The sequence below is a fragment of the Cupriavidus sp. H19C3 genome (genome assembly GCF_049393815.1).
In the GTDB taxonomy this organism is placed as follows: Bacteria; Pseudomonadota; Gammaproteobacteria; order Burkholderiales; family Burkholderiaceae; genus Cupriavidus.
The window spans coordinates 1,730,763-1,746,885 of the sequence record NZ_CP184986.1; the positions used below are offsets into that span (position 1 = coordinate 1,730,763).

The following is a 16,123-nucleotide window of genomic DNA, read 5'->3' on the forward strand; positions in this document are numbered from 1 at the left end:
ACCTCCCGGTGGCTTCGTCTCCACCTCCGGTGCCAGCCGCTATACTCCGGGCTGCCGCATGGTGCGCCAGTGGTCGGCCACAAGCGCCGCAAACCTATCCCCCAATGCTGAGATCGCTGCTCATTCGTACCGTCAAGTTCGCTACCCGTCACGCCTGGGGCGTGATCGCGGTCGCGTTGCTGCTCACCGCCGTGAGCGGTGTCTACGTGGCGCGCAATTTCGCCATCAACACCGATATCAGTCGCCTGCTTGAATCGAACGCACCGTGGGCGACCAACGACAAGGCGATCAGCGCCGCCTTTCCGCAACGCGACAACCTGATCCTCGCGGTGGTACAGGCTCCGGCCAAGGAACTGGCAGACGCCGCCGCCAACGAGCTGGCCGACGCCCTGCGCCAGCAGCCCAAGCGCTTCAACGCCATCGGCCAGCCCGGCGGCGGCGCCTTCTTCGAACACAACGGCCTGCTGTTCGCCGATACCGCCACGGTGCGGGACATGGGCGGCAAATTGACGCAGGCGCGGCCGCTCCTCAACAACCTCGCGCACGATCCCACCCTGCGCGGCCTGGCCGACCTGCTGACCACCACCCTCGCGCTGCCGCTGCAACTGGGGCAGGTCAAGCTGGCCGACATGGACAAGCTGCTCGGCGAGAGCGCCAGGACGGTGGACGGCGTGCTCGCGAAGAAGCCGGTGGCGCTGTCGTGGGCGGGCCTTGTCGACAGCGACCTCAAGCCCGATGCGCAAGGCCGCGCGTTCAGCTTCATCACGGTGTCGCCGGTGCTGGATTTCGGCGACCTCAAGGCCGGCTCCGGCGCCAGCGACGCGATCCGCGCCACCGCCGCGCAACTCAAGCTGGGTGAACGCTATGGCGCCGCAGTGCGCCTGACCGGGTCGCAGCCGCTGGCCGACGACGAATTCTCGTCGGTCAGCGAAGGCGCGGCGCTCAACGGCATCCTGACCGTGATCGTGGTAATCGGCATTCTCTGGATGGCACTGCGCTCGGCGCGCCTGATCGTGGCCGTACTGACCAGCCTGTTCGCGGGCCTGATCATGACCGCGGCGCTGGGCCTGGCGATGGTGGGCGCGCTCAATATGATCTCGGTGGCGTTTGCGGTGCTGTTCGTCGGCCTTGGCGTCGACTTCGGCATCCAGTACGGCGTGCGCTATCGCGCCGAGCGCCACGAGCATGGCGACCTGATGCTGTCGCTGGAGATGGCGGCACGCGACGTGGCCACGCCGCTCGCGCTGGCCGCCGCCGCCACGGCAGCGGCGTTCTTCTGCTTCCTGCCCACCGACTACCGCGGCGTGGCCGAGCTCGGCAAGATCGCCGGCGTGGGCATGATCGTGGCATTCGCCACCACCTTCACGGTCCTGCCTGCCCTGATCCGTGTGCTGCGCCCCGAGGGCGAAGCGGAAATGCCCGGCTTCGCCTGGCTGGCACCGGCCGATGCGTTCTTCGAGCGGCACCGCAAGTCGGTGCTGCTGGCGACCGGCGCAATCATCGTGGCGGGCATTCCGCTGCTGATGCACCTGCGCTTCGACTTCGACCCGCTACATCTGAAGGATCCGCACTCGGAGTCGATGTCCACGCTGCTGGCCCTCAAGGACGCGCCGCAGGCCGGCACCGACAACGTCAATATCCTGATGCCCTCGGTCAGCGCCGCGCAGACGCTGGCCGGCCGCCTGGCCGCACTGCCCGAGGTCGCGCGCGTGGTCACGCTCGATACGTTCCTGCCGACCGACCAGGCACCCAAGCTCGCCGCGATCGCCGATATGGCCAGGACGCTGATGCCGGTGCTCACGCAGCCGACCTCGGCGCCGGCCGACGACGCACGCCGCGTGGCTTCGTTGCGCAATGCGTCGCGCCAGCTCGCGCTGGCCGCCGAGGATCATCCCGGCCCGGGCGCCGCATCCGCCGCGCACCTGAGCCGCGCCCTGGGCCAGCTGGCCGCCGCCGACGCCGCCACGCGCGACCGCGCGGAAGCCGCCATCGCGTTGCCGCTGCGCCTGGCGCTGGCCCAGCTGCAGCGCGCGCTGACGCCCGCGCCGGTGTCGCGCGCATCGCTGCCGCCGGAACTCGTGCGCGACTGGCTGGCGCCGGACGGACAGGCACTGGTACAGGTCAGCCCCAAGCTGCCGCCGGCCGCCCGCACCGACGAGGACGTCCGCGATGCCACGCTCGACCGCTTTATCGCCGCCGTGCTGCAACTGGCCCCAGGGGCGACCGGTGGTCCGATCGCGATCCGCGGTTCGGCCGATACGATCATGACCGCGTTCGCGCATGCGGGCGTGTGGGCCGTGATCTCGATCGCGGTGCTGCTCTGGATCACGCTGCGCCGCATCAGCGACGTGGCGCGCACGCTGATTCCGCTGCTGGTCTCGGCGATCGTCACGCTCGAGCTGTGCGCGGCTTTCGGTATCGCACTGAATTTTGCCAATGTCATTGCGCTGCCGCTGCTGCTCGGCATCGGCGTGGCCTTCAAGATCTACTACGTGATTGCATGGCGCCATGGCAAGACCAAGCTGCTGCAGTCGAGCCTCACCCATGCCGTGCTCTACAGCGCCGCCACCACGGCCACCGCGTTCGGCAGCCTCTGGCTCTCGCACCACCCCGGTACCGCCAGCATGGGCAAGCTGCTCGCATTGGCACTGGTCTGCACGCTGGCCGGCGCGGTATTCTTCCAGCCGATCCTGATGGGTCGTCCGCGTCGACGCCTGTCGACCGATCCGCACGGACCATCGATGCCCCCTGTCATGGTCGCTACACAACTGGCAAAATCCGCCGATAGTCCGCAAAGGACCGACAAGGGCAATACCCGGCGGTAGATCGCATGCTTCCGCCCAAGCGTCCTCCCTTCGCATGAGGGGGGCGCGCTTGAATCTTGCCGGCCCTTCCCTCATAACAAGAACTTCGCCGATCGCACCGTTTTCCATGCCCGCCCTCTCCACGCTTCACCGCCAGTCGCCCCGGTCGCCCCAGTCGTCCCCCCTGTCGCCGCGCTACCGTCTGGCCGGCGCGCTGACTGCCGCCGCCCTGCTCGCCTCCGGTTGCGCCACCGGCCCGCAAGCCAATCCCGACGATCCGCTCGAGCCGATGAACCGCGTCGTGTTCAAGGCCAACGACACGCTCGACGAATACGTGGCGGTGCCGCTCGCCAAGGGCTACCAGAAGGTCACGCCCGAGCCCGCGCGCATCGCGGTGAGTAATTTCTTCTCGAACTTTGCCGACGTCGGTAATTTCGTCAATAACGTATTGCAGGGCAAGGGCGTCGAGGCGACCGAGACGCTGATGCGCGTCGCCATCAACACGGTGCTCGGGATTGGCGGCCTGATCGATATCGCCACGCCGGCCGGCCTGACCAAGCATTCGCAGGACTTCGGCCTGACGCTTGGCGTGTGGGGCGTGCCGGCGGGTCCGTACCTGGTGCTGCCGGTGTTCGGCCCGAGTTCGTTCCGCGACGGCGTGGGCGTCGGTGCCAGCATCTACCTGGACCCGGCCCATTATTTCGATCCGGCCTGGCGCAACAGCATGTTCGGCGTCAACGTGGTCAGCACGCGCGCCAACCTGCTGGGTGCCACCGACCTGCTGTCCCAGGCCGCGCTGGACAAGTACGCGTTCGTGCGCGATGCCTACCGGCAGCGCCGTCAGTACCTGATCAACAGCGGCAGCGGCAAGCTGCCTTCGTACGACGAGGACGAGGCCGACACCACCCCGGACAGCGCGCCCGCGACCGGGCCCGCCGCGGCTCCCGCGGCCAGCCCTGCCCCGCAAGGTGCCGGCACGCCGGCTCCGGTCAAGTCGGTCACCGAGCCGCAGGCACCCGCCGGCGAGGCCGCGCCCAAGCCGTAGCCCGACGCGCTTCCCTACCCGTCCCGAACCAAAAAGTCCCGGACAGCGCGACGGGAGAGCGCTGCCGGGACGTCAAGACCAGGGCGGTCCGGTGAACCCATCGGATCGCCCTGGCGTCCATTCTCTGGTGCCGCACCGGCGCCGCATTCCGTCTTTGTAAAACTTGAAACTGCGCACGGCGGCGGCCGGTGCGCGGCCGCGTACGCCTGCGCGCTTTTCTAAAGTTGTCGCAAGCGCAGCCGGCCCTCGCGGGGTCTCGCATAGGCTCGAACGCGGTTCGAAGTCGAATTCGTGCGAGGTCAATCCGTGCTGCCATTCCCGTTGCATTCCTGGCGCCACCAGTCCATGGTCGGCGTCGACATAGGCGTATCGAGTGTCAAGGTGGTGGAGGTCCACGCCGCGCGCGGGGACAAGCCCCCCATGCTGGGTCGCTGTGCCAGCGAACTGCTCGACCAGGGCGTCGTCGTCGACGGCAACCTGGTCCACATCGACGCCGTGGCCGCCACCATCGGCGCCGCGTTGCGCAAGGCACGCATCCGCGCGCGCACCGCCACGCTGGCACTGCCACCGGCGCTGGTGGAAACCGCCACGCTCTCGCTGCCGGACAACCTGGCGCAGGAGGAACTGGGCGTCGAGATCGAGAACGAGGCCTTGCGGCTCTATGCGCCGTCCGAGCACGTGAGCTACGACCACGCGGTGGTCGCGCACAACCAGGCTGCGCAAAGCCTCACGATCCATATCGTCGCCACCCGCCGGGACAGCGTGCAGGAACGTGTGCTCGCGCTGGAAATGGCGGGACTCAAGGCGCATGCCATGGAGGTCGAGGAAACCGCCATCCATCGCGTAATGGTGCGACGGGCGCGCAGCGCGCAGCCGCCGCGCGCCCCGCTTGCCATCGAGATGCTGGTCCACCTCGGGGCCAGTTACTCGATGGCCATTTTCTATCAGGACGGGGTCCCGGTTCATCGCGAACACCTCAACAGCACGGGCGACCAGTTGACCCAGAACTGCGCGCGCACGTTTCGCCAGGACCTGCGCAAGGTGGAGATCCAGAAGCGCAAGAATGCCTTGCCGCGCGAATGGCGCGTCCAGGTGGTCCAGCCATCGCTGGAGCTGCTGGCGATGGAAATCCAGGGCGCGATCAGCAGCTTTGCCATGCGCTCCACGCTCGGCAATGTCGAGCAGGTGCTGCTCAGCGGCGGCCATGCCATGCTGCACGGACTGCCGGAGGCCGTGCAGGCGCAGACGCGGGTGCCGACCGAGCGACTCGATCCCTTTGCCTGCATGGCCATCGGCACGCACATCAACCAGCGCTACTACCAGCGCGACCTGTGCGCGCTGATCGTCGGGGCGGGACTCGGCATGCGCGGCCTCGCGCTGTCATCATGACGCGCGCGCAGCCCTTGCCGCCGCAGGTAGCCTTCGACGTCAACCTGCTGCCGTATCGCGACGAGCACCGGCATGCCCGGCGCAGGCGCGCCCTGTCCAGCCTGGGCCTGGCCGCGGGCATCGCCGCCGTCGCCGTGGCCGGCACCGGCGCCATCATCGCGCGCGCCGACGACGAGCTGGGCCGCCTCAACGCGCTGCTGTCCGCGGAAGTGAATGCCATGGATGCCCGCCTCGGCGAAATTCATTCGCTCGAAGGCGAGGTCCGGGCGCTCAACGAGCGCCAGCAGGCCATTGCCGTGCTCCAGCTCGAGCGGGTCAGGGCGCCCCGGCTGCTCGAACAGCTGGGCCAGTTGGTGCCGTCCAACCTCTACCTCGCGACGTTGCACCAGGCCGAAGCCGTCGTCACGGTGACCGGCGTGGCAAGCTCCAACAGCGACATTTCGGCCTTGCTGCTGGCCATGAACCGGGCGCCATGGATCCGGGACGCTCAACTCGTGGAGTCGCGCACGCTCGCCGCGACGGAAGGCGTGACGGCGCGGCAGGCGCTGTTCGGCTTCTCGGTCACGTTCACCGATGGGGGTGCGCCGCTTGCCGCCGCGCCCGGCGGCGGCGCCGTCCCCGCGGCCGCCCTGGGCCCATCCACCCCATCCACCTCATCCGTGCCGCCCACCCCGCCCACCCCGCCCGCGCGCCTCAACGCCCGCACCACGCCGGAGTCGTCATGATCCCTATCGCTATCCGTCCCGACGCTATCCGTTTAGACGCGATCCGTGCCGAACACTGGCTCGCACAGTTCCGCGAGCTCGACCTGAAAGACCCCGCCAGCTGGCCCCCGGTCCCGCGCGTCGTGCTGTCGATGGCGACCGGCCTCGCCGTGTATGCGTGCGGCTGGCTGCTGTGGCTCGACGGCGAATTGCAGACGCTGCGCGCGCTGCGGGCCGAGAACGAGATGCTGCGCGCATCGTTCAGTACCAAGGCCGCACAGGCCGCCAACCTCGATCTGTTGCGCGCCCAGAAAGACGACGTGACCCGTCGCGTCGTCGCAGCCGAGCGCCAGCTGCCCGGCAAGACCGAGATGGAGGCGCTCCTGGCGGACATCAATCGCGCCGGTCTCACGCGCGGCCTGCACTTCGATCTCTTCAGGCCAGCCAGCGCACGCATCGCAACGGGCTTCGCGGAGATTCCCATCCAGCTCAAGGTCACGGGCCGCTATGAGAGCCTCGCGGCCTTCGCCGCGGACCTGGCCGCGATGGCGCGCATCGTCTCGCTGCGCAACCTGCAACTCAGCCTCGGCAAGGGCGACGTCATGGTGATGGAAGCCGAAGCAGTGGCCTACCGCGCGCTCGATGCGGCGGAGAAGACCGGGCGCGCCGGCCGCGAGGGCCTGACCGCCGCGTCGCCTGTGCCTGCAGGCGACGCGTCATGAGCCGGCCCGTCATTTCGCGGCGCCGGGCCACGAGCGCCGCCATGGCAGCCATGGTGGCCGCGCTGGCTGGCTGCGGCAGTCGCGACGAAAGCGAGTTGCGCGCCTGGATCGACGCCACGCGAGACGGCGCTCCGATGTCCTCGACGCCGCACGGCGCCCCCGCGTCGCAGCCACCGCCCGTGCCCGCCGCCGAAACGCTCGCGGCCGGCGTCAATCCCTTTGCCACCAGCCGCATTGACGGCCCGCCCGGCGCGGGCGCCGCGCCCGACGCCGGGCGCCGGCGGGAACCGCTGGAAGCGTTTCCGCTCGACCGCCTGCAGATGATCGGCATGCTGCGGCAGCAGCACGGCACCGACGTGGCGGTGGTGGGTGTGGTGGGTGTGGTGGGTGTGGTGGGTGACGAAGCTCAGGTCCACCACGTTCGCGTGGGGCAATACATCGGCCAACGCCATGGCCGGGTCGTGCGCATCACCGATCAGGAGATCGTGCTGCGCGAATGGATTCTGGATGGCGATTCTGACTGGAAAGAGGAAATGACGAGCCTGAAGCTGGAGACCTCCGCATGAAGACACGACGCTGGCGCAGCATGCTGGGCCCCGCCACCGCCCTTGCCCCGATGCTGGTGGCACCGTTGGCGGCATGGGCCCAGGGCAATTTCGTGAAGCAGCTCGATGTGAGTACCGCTGGCGAGCAGACCATCATGACCATCGACCTGCAGTCGGCACCCGCCGGCAAGCCGCTCGATTTCATGACCGAACAGCCGGCCCGCATCGCCATCGACTTCGATGCCACGACCTTTGCCGCCGGGCGCGCGCGCTACGACTATGGCGGCACCCTGCTCAAGGGCGCGGACGTGATACAGACCGGTGAACGGACCCGCGTCGTACTCGATCTGGCACGCGCGGTGTCGTATCGCACCGAGGTACGCGGCAACCAGTTCGTGATCGTTCTCGATCCCGCGCGCGGCCACGCCAGTATGGCCGCGCATGAGCCGGCGCTGCGCGCCAGCGGCCACGGCGGCGAGCGCCTGTCGCTCAATTTCCAGAACATTGGCGTGCGTGCGCTGCTGCAGGTGTTTGGCGACTTCACCAACCTCAACATCATCACCAGCGACGCCGTACAGGGCAACCTCACGCTGCGGTTGAAGGATGTCCCCTGGGACCAGGCGCTCGATATCGTGCTGGAGGCCAAGGGCCTGGCTTCGCGCCGTCAGGGCAACGTGATCTGGGTGGCGCCCCGTGCCGAGCTCGCCGAGAAGGAAAAGCTCGAGATGGAAGCGCGGCTCCAGGTCGGCGATATGGAACCGCTACGCAGTGCAGTCATCGCGCTCAACTACCAGCGGGCTGAAGAAGTCCGGGCGATGTTGCTCGGCAGCGGCGGGGCGGGCGCCGCCACGGGTGGCGCCGGTGCCAGCCCGCGCATGCTGTCCAGGCGAGGCTCGCTCACCGCCGACGTACGCACCAACCAGTTGTTCATCTCGGATGTGGCCGGCAAGATCGAGGAAATACGCAGCTTTATCGGCAGGATCGACGTCGCGGTCCGGCAGGTCCTGATCGAGGCGCGCATCGTGGAAGCGACCGATTCCTTCAGTCGCAGCCTCGGCGTCCGCCTCGGCTTTGCCTCGCGCACGCAGGGCGCCAACTATGGCAGCCAGTATGCAAACGTGGTGCCGGGCCGCGATGGCGGCGGCGTCATCGAGAACGTACCCGCGTTGAGCCTGCCGGCCGCAGCGCTCAATGGCGTCGCGCCGGCGTCGCTGGCCTTCAGCCTGTTCAATGCGAATGCCAGCCGCTTCCTGGCGCTGGAACTGTCCGCGCTGGAGGCCGACGGCAAGGGCAAGATCATCTCGAGCCCGCGCGTGGTGACAGCGGACAACATCCAGGCCTTGATCGAACAGGGGACGGAGCTGCCCTACCAGTCGGCCACGTCGAGCGGCGCCACCGCGGTGCAGTTCAAGAAGGCCAATCTCAAGCTCGAAGTCACGCCTCGCATCACGCCCGAGGGCAAGGTCATCCTCGACGTCGACGTCAACAAGGACAGCCGTGGCATTGCCACCGCCAGCGGCTTCGCCATCGATACCAAGCACGTCAGGACGCAGGTGCTCGTGGAGAACGGCGGCACGGTCATGATCGGCGGCATCTACACCGAGGAAGAGGCGACGCAGCAGAACAAGGTGCCACTGCTCGGCGACGTGCCGGTCCTGGGCGCGCTGTTCAGGGATACCACGCGCAACAAGGATCGCAAGGAGCTGCTGGTGTTCCTGACGCCGAAGGTGCATGCCGACAGCCTGGCGTCCGCCAGCGCGCCCGCGCGCTAGCCCGCGCCACCCTCCCTGGCCCCACCCGCCATGATGCCGGTGGGGCACGTGGGGCGGGCGGGCAGCTGCGCCGATCGTTACGACGATCGTTACGACAGCGGATCGTTACGACACGTACGTGCAGCCGGGCGGCACGAACGAGGCCTTCATCGCGGTGGCCGAGCCCTTCCGGATTTCGCAGGACCATGCGCCGGCCGCATTGCGCGGCAACCGGATGACCACGCCACGAATCGCCGTGCTGGCCTTGTCGCCCAGCGTCACTTCGAGCGCGCCCTCGTTGCTGGCCTGCTTGAACGTCCAGATCGGCGCGCCGGCGCCGGCCGCCCCGGCTGACGACACGCCGGCGCCGGGCGTCGGCCCCTGCGTCAGCGTCGATTTGACATACCCGATATCCTCGTTCCGGATCGTGTTGTTACCTTGCAGCAACTGGTCTTCGACACCCGTCTTGTAGGCGGACAACTCGCCCACCGCGCGCGTGATCTGCGTGCGCGACGAATAGTCCTGATACTGCGGCACCGCAATCGCGGCGAGAATGCCGATGATCGCCACCACGACCATCAGTTCGATCATGGTGAAGCCCTGTTGCCCTGGTGCCTTGCGGCGTGATTGATGCATGGTGTATCCCTCAGATGTGAGATGTTTGGGCCCGCCCGATGCGGGCCGCATCCATGTAATCACGCGTCAATTTGTCGCCGGCGGTACTGGGGAAATCTTGAGGAAGCGCCGCTTTTGCGCGCACTTTCGCCTACCAGCACGCGGCACTCGGCAGCGTGTTGCCGGTGTTCCGTTGCGTGCCGAGATGGTCGAGGCGATAGGTTCCGCAGGCATCGCCGCGCTGCGCACCCAGCGGCGCGGCAGCGGCCTCGAAGCCGCTGCCGCCCGGCTGGACCGAGACCCTGATGCGATACCACTCGCGGTCGAGCGGAAAGCCCCTGGCGCGCGCGGAAGCCGCATAGCCGAGCTCCTGCGCGCGCTCGCTGTAGCGCCCATGGAGCGCCATGAAGCGCGCCTGGCGCGCGGCGAGATCGAGCAAGGCGAACCTCGCATCGGCGCGGCGGGCACCGGACACGTATGACTGGTAGAGCGGCATCGCGATGGCGCCAATGATGGCGAGGATGACGAGCGTCATCATCAGTTCGATCAGCGTGAAACCGGGCGATGCGTGCCGGACCGTCCTGCGGCGGCGCGCCTGCCGGAGCGTAGGCACCGGCCTCATTGCAGCTTCATCCAGTTGATGCGGCTGCCCTTGCCGCCCTGGGCGAGCCGGATCTCGGTCAGCTTGCCGACCCCCTTGACGGTCTGTTGCGCGATAAAGGTGCGATCCTGCCAGGTCACCACCGTGGGCGCACCGGTGGCATCGAGGCCGACCCCGCTGATCACGTCGGGGCCGGCCACAGCGGTGCCGGCCAGATCGAAGAACGACCGCCTGGCCGCGCCGCCGGTGTCCAGACGGATGGCCATGGTGTAGCCGGTACTGTCGGGCGCGGCGCATGACAGCCTGCTGGCCTCCGTGGGCGGAATCGTGGTGTTGACCACCAGCATGTCGCCGATCAGGCCGGGATCGTGCACGATCTGTTCGCGCGGTGCCGGCAACGGCAGGCGCCATCCATACTGGACCGCGGCGCAGCGCGCCGAGCGCTGCCAGCAGACGTCGCGCGTGCTGACCTGACGCAGTGCCGGGCCGGTGCCGGTACCGGTACCCGTGACCAGCGTACGGGTGGTCTGCGGCAACAGGTCATCGGCTACCAGGGTGCGCGGCGCAGGCAGGGCGGCATAACGATGGGCTGCGCCAGCGCGGGCGTTCCACCCTTCGAAGGCGGCGTCCCACACGCCGTACAGCGCATGCTGGCCCGGGGCGTACGCGCCAGGCGCGGCGACCGTGCGGTCCATCTGCCGGCCGGTGCCGAAATGCAGCATCACGCGCGCGCCGCCCCCTTCCGCCGGCATGGCCGAAACCAGGATGCGGGTCGAGATGGGCGCGCCCTGCGTGGCATATACGGGCGCGGGAGACACGTGCCAGCGGGCCGGATCGGCGTCGGTGAGATCGAACCGCCAGACATTGCCGAACAGATCGCCGGCATAGACATAGTCGGTGATGTGGTCGCCGTCGAGATCGGCCGCGGTCACCTGCGCGATGCCGTTGCGGCGCTGCCGGCCGGCCGGGTCGTGCGCGGGCCCCACGCCGGTATCGAGTACATGGAACGTGGCACCGGCCGCGCCTTGCGCCGGATCGACGAGCATGACGAACAGCCCTGCCGTGCCATGCGCGCTGTTGTAGCCATTGCCGAACAGCACGGCCCATTTGCCGTTATGCAGGCGGCGGATCAGCGGCGTGCCGTAGACCATGCCGAGCCTGGCGCCGCATGGCGCCACATTGCACAGCGCCTCGCTGTCGAGGCGCGCGGACGACCATTCGCCCAGCACGACGCTGGCCGCATTGCGCGCCTCGAAGCGCGCCGGATCGGTCGCGTCGAGCACGTAGATCATGCCCGCCGCGGCATGCGTATCGTCCGCGCGCGGTCCGTCGGGACGCGCGCCGCCGCCGAGTCCGCCCACCACCCAGGTATGCCACGCGCCACCATGGAACAGGTCGCCGCTGCCGGCGGTGGCATCGACATACAGGTTGTGCACGTACTGCGGCGAGACCAGATCGTATGCGGGCGTGACGCCGCGAATGGCGGCGCCGACGGCGGATGGCATGTAGGCCAGGATCTCGCGGCCATCGTTGTAGGTATGCGCGCCGGCGCTGCCGGCATCGGCGCCGCCGGCGCGAAAGGCGTGCAGCAGTCCATCGTTGGCACCGATATAGACCACATGCTGGCGGCCGGCATGCTGCCGGGCGAACGCCGCGTAGCTGCCGTCGGGCTCGGGCCCGGGCAGCTTGCCATGCAGCGCGTCGCGCCACGGCGCGTCATACGGCGCCGTGGGCGCACCTACCCATGCCGGACTGGAGCGCACGATATCGCCGAGCATGCCTTTGCGCTTGCGCAGCGTGCCGCCCGCGCCGGCCCCGACTTCGTCGCCACGCTCGCCACGCAGGTACGCCACGATCCTGGCACCGCTGGATGCCGCGCCCGTGACCGTCCCTGTTACGGCACCGGTTGCCGCGCGCGTGGCCGCGCGCCGGCTTGCGCCAGACAGCGCCGCCTGCTGCGCGGGCGCCAGGGACTGCCACTGGAAAGGCACGCCGCGGACGCCGTTCCACGTGACCATCGCGCGTGCGGAGGGCGCCAAGGCCGGGCCGCCGGCGCCGGTCCCGGGACAGTCCCCGCCCGTCAGGCCGCATGCCGCGTCCCATCTCGGCCGCGCCTCGAGGTCGACGCTGCCGTTGGCGCGCCGCACCACGCCATGCGCGGTGACGCGGCCAGTCCAGAACCGTTCGTCGAAGAAGCTGAAATAGACCTGCGGACCGGTATCGACCCGGCTGGCCGGCGGCGGACCTGCCGTGGCGCTGCTCTGCGACTGCGTATCCGGCGTGGCCCGGAAGCACGTGATCTCATGCACGTTGCTGCCCAGGCCCGTGCTGGCCGCAAAGCCGAAGCGCAGCGTCGGCGGCAATGGACCGTTCTGCGCGACGATGTCGTAGTCGTCGAGGACCGGCACGGCATCGCCGCCGTTATAGCTGTAGCGCATGCTGAGGCGGCCGTCCTGCGTCAGCTTGATGGCGTAGGTGATGGGACGGGCTTCGCCCCGTGTCGGATGCGAGCGGCCCTGGGCCGTGGCAATCTGCTCCGGCACCCGTTGCGCGGTCAGGAACCGGTAGTTTTGCAGCGGGATGGCGGTGGCGTTGCCGCGCACGTACCGGCTGTGATCGTGCGCGAAGCCGGTCTCGCACGCACGCCTGACCGCCGCCTGGCGCTCACTGCCGCGCAGCCATGCCGGGTACAGACGGGGATAACGCCTGCTCAGCGAGTTCCAGCTGACGTCCCCGGCGCCGCGCACGACGATGTGGTTGGGATTGGGTACGAAGTACGGACCGGAACTGGTGACATCGTTGCGGTTGGAGAAGTTGCCGAATTCGTCGATGCCGATACCGAGGTAGGCGCCCGCAACGCCATCGGGCTCGGCCTTGTTGTTGGAGCAGCTGTAGCCCAGTGCGCCGCCCGTGGCGCCAACCGTGGGCGGCTCGGCACCATCCGCGAGGAAGAAGCTCATGCCGTCCGCGCCGGTACCGTTCATGCCGTCGCCACCGTAGGTGACACTCGTAAAGACGATATCGACACCTTCGACCGTCGGGAACACGAACTCCGACATCACGGCACCGCTCTGCATGTCGCCATTGTCGCCGTCGGCGCGTTCGTCGCCATTGGTCAGGCGCAGCGCGCCGGCGCCGGGCGGATCGGGCAGCCTGCCGCGCATCCCGCCCACCTGCACCTGCGCGCCGCGGCCATTCTTCTTGCTCCGGTAATACGGCAGACCGGCGCAGCCCGGAATGGGCAGTGCGACATTGCCGGCGGTCAGGCACGCACCGTTGATCGCGATCCAGCGATAGTGCGACGAGGCACCGGTAAGGTCGTCGTCGATGAACTGGACACTGCCGGCGTTGCCGTCGGCCCGCACGGGCGGCGTGCCCTGGGCATCGGCCGGTGCGGCAACGAGGAACATGCAGCCGGCAAGCCAGGTTGGGGAAGGCTTGAGTGACATCAGGGAGCTCCGAGATTGCGCGCGGCGGTGCCGAGGCGGTAGGTACTGCGCAGGATGGCGACCGCTTCGCCGCGCTCGCTGTAGCCGACGGCCGTCACCTGGTAGAGGCGCGCGTCGCCACCCGCGGACAGGCCGAGATCGTGAATATGGAGGGCGGCCCGCGGTGCGCGCGCGCCCTGGAACCCCGGCAACGGCTCGGTACGCTCGGGCCACGGCGGCGCCAGCGGCGCCGCCAGCGCGCGGTCGCACACCCGCATCGCGCCCTGCTGCGCACGGGCGGCGGACGCGCATGGGACGGCATTCGGCGCGCCGCCCTCCGCGAGCCAGGACTCGCCGAGGCGCAGCGCGTCCTGCGCCGCGCCCGTGGCCTCCAGCTTCTCGATCGCATTGGCCGCGATCCGCTCGCGCACGGGTACGTGCCGCAGGAGCGCGGCGCCGAGCGCGCCCAGTGCCGCCACCAGGCACAACGCGAGCATCAGCACAAAACCATCCTGGCGGGACCTGCGGGGGTCAGTCACGATGCATCATCCTCGCGGTGTGCGTCCATGCCTGCGCCAGGCGCGCGCTGCCGTCGTCATGGACCGCACCGTCATTGACCATTTCCACGGCGAAGCGCACCGTCAGCACGCGTCCCCATGCTGCCGATGCCGTCACATCGGCGGCTGGCAGATAGCGATCGACGCTGCCGTCGCCGTCGCCATCGACGCCATATCGCAGCGCAAACCGTGTCACGCCGTCGGCGATGGTGTAGGTGGCAAGCGTGGTGCCCGCGGCATCGGCCAGATCGCACACAAGCACGCCCTGCCGGACCGCAAAAGTCTGCATGAACGTCGAGGCCGCCTGCCCCGCCACGAGTCCGCCACCGCAATCGCGCAGGCCGTCCTCGCGCGCAGCCCGGAAGCGCACACTGAACGTATCGCCCGTGGCGGCCGGCGCATCGATCCCGCGCAGATCCTGCCCCTGCCGCCATGCGCCACCGGCGGCGAACTGCGGACGCCCCGGCCCCTGGTATTCGCTGGCCGGAAAGTAGCCGGCCATCTGCACCGCATGGTCGAGACGTGCCACCGCGCGCTGCTCGGCCGCCATGGCGCGCGCCAGCGCCATCTGGGTGCGAAACGACGTCTTCAGGCTGACGAAAATGGAGAACAGTGCGGCCGCCACCATCATGCCGATGACCAGCGCCACCAGCAGCGCGGCGAGCGAATGGCCGGCGGCGCGGCCGGTGCGGAACCCGCGCAGGCGGCCGCGGCTCATGGCAGGAACTGCCGCGACAGTTCGCGTCGCGTCGCCTGCGCCGCGGCCATGCGTTCCTGCCACGACAGCCGGACCACACACGACACCCGCCCCGCCGGCCCGGCGCATGCGACCTCGCCCCGCACTTCGCTCGCGCGCTGCCGCAGCGCATCGCGTACGCGCGCCACGTCGGCCAGAGCCATCTGCAGCGGCCGGCATGGGGCGTGCTCGCACAGGTCGGCGGGCGGCAGGCCGGCGGCATCGAGCGCGATCGCGCGCCGGATGATGGCGGCCTCCGTACCATGGTCCCCTGTGCCGGAGGGCGCGCCGTGGTCCCCTGCGCCGGAAGCCGCAACCTGGTCCCCTGCGCCGGCGGCCACCCAGTACGCACGATTGGCCTGCACCGCCACCACCAGCGCCTGCATCTGCGTCGCGACGAAGGCGCGGGTGCGCGCCTCGCCGGTCTGCAGGAAAGCGCCAGGCACCAGGCGCATCAGACCCAGCAACACGACCGCGGTGATCACGAACGCCACCAGGACCTCGATCAGCGATGATCCCGCTGCGCCCGCCGTGCCGCGCTGGCCCCGCTGCCGCTTCAACGGCATGATCCTTGCCCCGGCCGTTGCATCGCATACTCGGCGGTGAGGTTGCGCAAGCCGATGCAGCGCCTGGACGCGCTGCCGGCGGCGGTCAGTGTGAATACCATGCGTGCATGCCGCGGCAGACCCACGAACACGCCTTCCCCATCGATCGTCAGCGCGGCCATGCGCGGCTGCGCCGTCACGGCCACGCCGGTGCCGAAGCCGCTGCGCCGGCGCACCACGGTGTCGCCGTCGTCGCGCACGCCATTGCCGTTGAGATCGACAAAGACGATCCAGCCGGCTTGCCAGTTGCCCGCGCGCGCGCAGTCGCCGCGCGCGCCGCGCACGGGACAGAGCGTGACCGGCTGCCCGCGGCGCATGGCTTCGCTGAGCGCGAACTCGATGTCGTCGCCAGCCTCCGCCACCAGGGCATCGAGGCGGTTGGCGAGCACCAGCGGCGTCAGCCTCGGCATGGCGAAGGCCGCCATGGTCGCGGTAATGGCGACTACCGTCAGTAGCTCTACCAGGGTCATGCCGCTATCGCTTTGCATACGCGTTGTCCATGAGCGTGATCCATGGCCTGTCGGGACTGCCGATCACGCCCGCAGCTTAGTGGGCGCCGCCTCGGCGCCGGCAAGAATTGACAAACCTTGGCATTGACCGCGCATGACATGGCCGGCATCG

Annotated in this window: 14 protein-coding genes; 7 read left to right on the forward strand and 7 right to left on the reverse strand. The window is 69.2% G+C overall.

What is annotated here, in order from left to right; translation table 11 throughout:
* Positions 1 to 104 precede the first annotated feature (104 nt).
* The 7 genes from DFLDMN_RS27305 to DFLDMN_RS27335 all read left to right on the forward strand — a co-directional run bounded on the left by DFLDMN_RS27305 (position 105) and on the right by DFLDMN_RS27335 (position 8,981).
* A complete protein-coding gene (locus DFLDMN_RS27305; RefSeq protein WP_423198869.1) occupies positions 105 to 2,825 on the forward strand; it encodes an MMPL family transporter in 2,721 nt (906 codons plus the stop codon).
* Positions 2,826 to 2,931: 106 nt separating this feature from the next.
* Positions 2,932 to 3,849 carry an MlaA family lipoprotein gene (locus DFLDMN_RS27310; protein WP_423198870.1) on the forward strand — a complete coding sequence of 306 codons (918 nt, stop codon included), beginning with the start codon at positions 2,932 to 2,934 and terminating at the stop codon, positions 3,847 to 3,849.
* A 345-nt stretch (positions 3,850 to 4,194) separates the two neighbouring features.
* Complete coding sequence (gene pilM, locus DFLDMN_RS27315; protein ID WP_423198871.1) at positions 4,195 to 5,238, forward strand: type IV pilus assembly protein PilM; 1,044 nt, start codon at positions 4,195 to 4,197, stop codon at positions 5,236 to 5,238.
* Positions 5,235 to 5,963, forward strand: a complete 729-nt coding sequence (locus DFLDMN_RS27320; protein WP_423198872.1) for a PilN domain-containing protein — start codon at positions 5,235 to 5,237, stop codon at positions 5,961 to 5,963. The genes pilM and DFLDMN_RS27320 overlap by 4 nt, the downstream gene beginning before the upstream one ends.
* Positions 5,960 to 6,664, forward strand: a complete 705-nt coding sequence (locus tag DFLDMN_RS27325) for a type 4a pilus biogenesis protein PilO (protein ID WP_423198873.1) — start codon at positions 5,960 to 5,962, stop codon at positions 6,662 to 6,664. The genes DFLDMN_RS27320 and DFLDMN_RS27325 overlap by 4 nt, the downstream gene beginning before the upstream one ends.
* Positions 6,661 to 7,230: a pilus assembly protein PilP gene (locus DFLDMN_RS27330; RefSeq protein WP_423198874.1), complete on the forward strand. Its 570-nt coding sequence runs from the start codon at positions 6,661 to 6,663 to the stop codon at positions 7,228 to 7,230. The genes DFLDMN_RS27325 and DFLDMN_RS27330 overlap by 4 nt, the downstream gene beginning before the upstream one ends.
* A complete protein-coding gene (locus DFLDMN_RS27335; protein WP_423198875.1) occupies positions 7,227 to 8,981 on the forward strand; it encodes a type IV pilus secretin PilQ in 1,755 nt (584 codons plus the stop codon). Before DFLDMN_RS27330 ends, DFLDMN_RS27335 begins: the two co-directional genes overlap by 4 nt.
* A 105-nt stretch (positions 8,982 to 9,086) precedes the next feature.
* Here DFLDMN_RS27335 and DFLDMN_RS27340 read toward each other — a convergent pair whose 3' ends face one another.
* From DFLDMN_RS27340 to DFLDMN_RS27370, 7 genes are all read right to left on the reverse strand, one after another.
* Complete coding sequence (locus DFLDMN_RS27340) at positions 9,087 to 9,596, reverse strand: pilin (protein WP_423198876.1); 510 nt, start codon at positions 9,594 to 9,596, stop codon at positions 9,087 to 9,089.
* A 130-nt stretch (positions 9,597 to 9,726) separates the two neighbouring features.
* Positions 9,727 to 10,197, reverse strand: a complete 471-nt coding sequence (locus tag DFLDMN_RS27345; protein WP_423198877.1) for a type IV pilin protein — start codon at positions 10,195 to 10,197, stop codon at positions 9,727 to 9,729.
* On the reverse strand, positions 10,194 to 13,625 hold the full coding sequence (locus DFLDMN_RS27350; protein WP_423198878.1) for a PilC/PilY family type IV pilus protein: 3,432 nt from the start codon (positions 13,623 to 13,625) through the stop codon (positions 10,194 to 10,196). Before DFLDMN_RS27350 ends, DFLDMN_RS27345 begins: the two co-directional genes overlap by 4 nt.
* Positions 13,625 to 14,143, reverse strand: coding sequence for a pilus assembly PilX family protein (locus DFLDMN_RS27355; RefSeq protein ID WP_423198879.1), 519 nt, complete (start codon positions 14,141 to 14,143; stop codon positions 13,625 to 13,627). Before DFLDMN_RS27355 ends, DFLDMN_RS27350 begins: the two co-directional genes overlap by 1 nt.
* Positions 14,136 to 14,879, reverse strand: coding sequence for a PilW family protein (locus tag DFLDMN_RS27360; RefSeq protein WP_423198880.1), 744 nt, complete (start codon positions 14,877 to 14,879; stop codon positions 14,136 to 14,138). Before DFLDMN_RS27360 ends, DFLDMN_RS27355 begins: the two co-directional genes overlap by 8 nt.
* On the reverse strand, positions 14,876 to 15,463 hold the full coding sequence (locus DFLDMN_RS27365) for a type IV pilus modification PilV family protein (protein WP_423198881.1): 588 nt from the start codon (positions 15,461 to 15,463) through the stop codon (positions 14,876 to 14,878). Before DFLDMN_RS27365 ends, DFLDMN_RS27360 begins: the two co-directional genes overlap by 4 nt.
* A complete protein-coding gene (locus DFLDMN_RS27370; RefSeq protein ID WP_423198882.1) occupies positions 15,454 to 15,972 on the reverse strand; it encodes a GspH/FimT family pseudopilin in 519 nt (172 codons plus the stop codon). Before DFLDMN_RS27370 ends, DFLDMN_RS27365 begins: the two co-directional genes overlap by 10 nt.
* Positions 15,973 to 16,123: the final 151 nt, after the last annotated feature.

Coding starts and splice junctions, on each gene's coding strand:
- DFLDMN_RS27305 (WP_423198869.1), top strand. CDS start 105: ATGCTGAGATCGCTGCTCATTCGTACCGTCAAGTTCGCTACCCGTCAC.
- DFLDMN_RS27310 (WP_423198870.1), top strand. CDS start 2,932: ATGCCCGCCCTCTCCACGCTTCACCGCCAGTCGCCCCGGTCGCCCCAG.
- pilM (WP_423198871.1), top strand. CDS start 4,195: ATGGTCGGCGTCGACATAGGCGTATCGAGTGTCAAGGTGGTGGAGGTC.
- DFLDMN_RS27320 (WP_423198872.1), top strand. CDS start 5,235: ATGACGCGCGCGCAGCCCTTGCCGCCGCAGGTAGCCTTCGACGTCAAC.
- DFLDMN_RS27325 (WP_423198873.1), top strand. CDS start 5,960: ATGATCCCTATCGCTATCCGTCCCGACGCTATCCGTTTAGACGCGATC.
- DFLDMN_RS27330 (WP_423198874.1), top strand. CDS start 6,661: ATGAGCCGGCCCGTCATTTCGCGGCGCCGGGCCACGAGCGCCGCCATG.
- DFLDMN_RS27335 (WP_423198875.1), top strand. CDS start 7,227: ATGAAGACACGACGCTGGCGCAGCATGCTGGGCCCCGCCACCGCCCTT.
- DFLDMN_RS27340 (WP_423198876.1), bottom strand. CDS start 9,596: ATGCATCAATCACGCCGCAAGGCACCAGGGCAACAGGGCTTCACCATG.
- DFLDMN_RS27345 (WP_423198877.1), bottom strand. CDS start 10,197: ATGAGGCCGGTGCCTACGCTCCGGCAGGCGCGCCGCCGCAGGACGGTC.
- DFLDMN_RS27350 (WP_423198878.1), bottom strand. CDS start 13,625: ATGTCACTCAAGCCTTCCCCAACCTGGCTTGCCGGCTGCATGTTCCTC.
- DFLDMN_RS27360 (WP_423198880.1), bottom strand. CDS start 14,879: ATGAGCCGCGGCCGCCTGCGCGGGTTCCGCACCGGCCGCGCCGCCGGC.
- DFLDMN_RS27365 (WP_423198881.1), bottom strand. CDS start 15,463: ATGCCGTTGAAGCGGCAGCGGGGCCAGCGCGGCACGGCGGGCGCAGCG.
- DFLDMN_RS27370 (WP_423198882.1), bottom strand. CDS start 15,972: ATGACCCTGGTAGAGCTACTGACGGTAGTCGCCATTACCGCGACCATG.